This window comes from Vibrio sp. 1078-1 (genome assembly GCF_033340475.1).
The window spans coordinates 1-820 of sequence record NZ_JAWOWM010000200.1 but is presented as its reverse complement, the minus strand read 5'-3'; the positions used below and the strand labels follow the sequence as shown (position 1 = coordinate 820).

Annotated in this window: 1 protein-coding gene and 1 pseudogene; both read right to left on the bottom strand. The window is 40.6% G+C overall.

Going from position 1 to position 820, the window contains the following annotated elements; all coding sequences use genetic code 11:
* Positions 1–330 (bottom strand): annotated as a pseudogene (locus tag R7190_RS26565) (dTDP-glucose 4,6-dehydratase); the annotation flags it as partial.
* Positions 331–334: 4 nt separating this feature from the next.
* Positions 335–820: 2-C-methyl-D-erythritol 4-phosphate cytidylyltransferase (locus tag R7190_RS26560; protein WP_318137763.1), on the bottom strand; the 486-nt coding region annotated here is incomplete at its 5' end.

Here is an 820-nt window from a genome sequence, read left to right as displayed (position 1 = left end):
GCTTGCATTGCTCGCCGCATGAATAACGAAATCGACTTCGTCATCAAACTCAATCGGCTGGCAAACATCTTGGTAAAAACATTCAAATTCACCGGTCAGCTCACCAAATAAGTCTTGAACTTTCTGTTCACTACGGGCTAACAGCAAAACTCTGATGTTCAGTTGATCTTTTCTATTGAGATAAACAAAAAAGCGAACCATACAAGCTGCAAGCATTCCTGTCGCACCCGTAACAAGTACAGTTTTATTTCGCAACAAATCCCATGACTTCTGGCTCAAGTACAATTGCTCGTTATCATCACCGATGATATTAATCCGATTATTTTTCATATAATTAACCAAAAACCTGTAGATTTTCCTGCGTATCGATTATTGCCTTAAAAATAAAGAAATCGATGGGTGACGTGATTTTAATGTTTTCAGAAATGCCAGAGACTAGGCGAACATCGTATCCGTACTTTGTCATCAACGAACATGAATCGATCGCTTCGGTGTAACAGTCCTCACGCGCTTGACGATGTACTTTAAGAATATCGCGCAAATAAAAGCTTTGTGGCGCTTTCGCTAATCGAGATAACGAACGATCGTGAACGTCTTTCACGACGTCTTCATTGTCGACAAGGACAAAGGTCTCTACTGGAGGACAAGTAGTGATCGCACTACCGTGACTTTTGACCGCTTCGATATTTCGGTTGATAATTTCATCATTGATTAAAGGTCGAACGCCATCATGAATCAAAACAACAGACTTATGATCAAACTCTTCTTCTATCTTACATAAGCCGTTAAATATCGACTCCTGTCCAGTTTCCCCACCAGG